Source organism: Desulfovibrio sp. 1188_IL3213 (assembly GCF_036763145.1).
Taxonomy (GTDB): domain Bacteria; phylum Desulfobacterota; class Desulfovibrionia; order Desulfovibrionales; family Desulfovibrionaceae; genus Desulfovibrio.
The window spans coordinates 1-1,736 of the sequence record NZ_JBAIYR010000444.1; the positions used below are offsets into that span (position 1 = coordinate 1).

2 protein-coding genes and 1 pseudogene are annotated in these 1,736 nt (G+C 62.2%); all 3 read left to right on the forward strand.

Features of this window, described 5'->3' with window-relative positions; all coding sequences use genetic code 11:
- Window positions 1-449, forward strand: a pseudogene (locus V6C16_RS12410) (3-methyl-2-oxobutanoate dehydrogenase subunit beta); the annotation flags it as partial.
- Window positions 450-451: 2 nt separating this feature from the next.
- Window positions 452-1,303 (forward strand): thiamine pyrophosphate-dependent enzyme, encoded by an 852-nt coding sequence (locus V6C16_RS12415; protein WP_333543348.1) that lies wholly within the window; start codon window positions 452-454, stop codon window positions 1,301-1,303.
- Window positions 1,296-1,736, forward strand: a 441-nt coding sequence (locus tag V6C16_RS12420; protein ID WP_333543349.1) for a 2-oxoacid:acceptor oxidoreductase family protein, incomplete at its 3' end; no start/stop codon positions are given. The genes V6C16_RS12415 and V6C16_RS12420, both read left to right, overlap by 8 nt.

Below are 1,736 nucleotides of genomic sequence, written 5' to 3' on the forward strand. Positions count from 1 at the left end.
TGCTCAAGTCGGTCTATCTTGCAGAGGGCGCGCTTGCCGAGCGCAACCGCCAGCGAATGAAAAAATATGAAGCCATGAAGGCCGAATGCGCCTGGGAATGCGTGGACGTTGACGATGCCGAGCTTGTGGTGGTGGCCTTTGGCTCCATTGGCCGCATCGCCCGCAGCGCCATACGCCAGTTGCGCGCCGAAGGACACAAGATCGGCCTGTTCCGCCCCATCACGCTTTTTCCCTTTCCGGAAGAATCCCTGCGGGCGCTCGCGCCGGGCAGACGCTTTCTGGTTATGGAGCAGAACACGGGCCAGATGGTGGAAGACGTGCGGCTGGCGCTTTTTGCCCAGCCCGGCATAAGCGCGTCTTCCGTGCTCTGGCACGGCATCATGCCCGGCCTGTTCATCGGGGCGGACGCCCTGCGTGAACCCATGTTACAGGCCCTCAAGGAGAAATAGCCATGTCAGCACAGCAAACAGAAGCCCTGCAGCCGGACTGCACCGCCCCCCGGGAAGGCGAACGCCTGATCTTTGACGTCAATCCCGTGCTCAACGAGCGCCACACCCACTATTGCCCCGGCTGCCATCACGGCATTGCCCACAGGCTGGTGAGCGAGGTGCTGCACGAGCTTGGCGTGGCGGACCGCACCATACTGGTGGCTGCGGTGGGCTGCGCCACCTTTACTTACGACTATTTCAACGTGGACGGCCTTGAAGCCCCCCACGGACGCGCCTGCGCCGTGGCCACGGGAGTGCGCCGCGCACGGCCCGAATCGGTGGTCTTTACCTACCAGGGCGACGGCGACATGGCTGCCATAGGCATGGCCGAATCTCTGCACGCCGCCAACAGGGGCGAAAAAATCACCACGATCTTCATCAATAACACCGTATACGGCATGACCGGCGGGCAAATGGCTCCCACCACGCTTGTGGGACAAAAAACCACCACCAGCCGGCAGGGCCGCAACGCCGGTAACGAAGGCGGTCCCATACGCATGGCGGAAATAATGGCCCAACTGGACGGCGTGGCCTACGCCGCCCGCTGCGCCCTTGATTCCGTCAAGCATGTGCGCGCCGCCAAAAAAGCCGTACGCAAGGCATTTGACGTGCAACTGCAAGGCCTTGGTTTCGGCTTTGTGGAACTGCTCTCCGGCTGTCCCACCAACTGGCATCTGGACCCCATCGCCGCCAACAAACGTATTGCCGAAGCCATGATTCCCGTCTTTCCCCTGGGCGTGTACAAGGACGTGTCCCTGCCCGCCGCAACGACGGAAAATGCGGGCCAGGACAGCCAGGAGGACGGCCGTGAGTAAATATCAGGACGTTATTATTGCCGGTTTCGGCGGCCAGGGAGTCATGCTGATCGGCAACCTGCTGGCCCAGGCCGGTATGGAATACGGGCTTGAGGTAAGCTTTATCCCCGTTTACGGGGCGGAAATGCGCGGCGGCACGGCCAACTGCACGGTGGTTCTGGACGAACACGCCATAGGCTCTCCGCTGGTGCGCGAACCGCTGTCCACCATCATTCTCAACGAGCCTTCCCTGGCAAAGTTCCAGCCACGCCTGCACAAGGACGGCGTGCAGGTGGTCAACGCATCCCTGGTGAACAAAGACCTTGTGGATGCCTCGCTGCGCACGGTTTACATTCCGGCCAATGACCTGGCCCACGAACTGGGCAATGTGAAACTGGCAAACATGGTGGCCCTGGGCGCGTGGCTCAAGGCCACGGGCGCGCTGCCGCCCGCC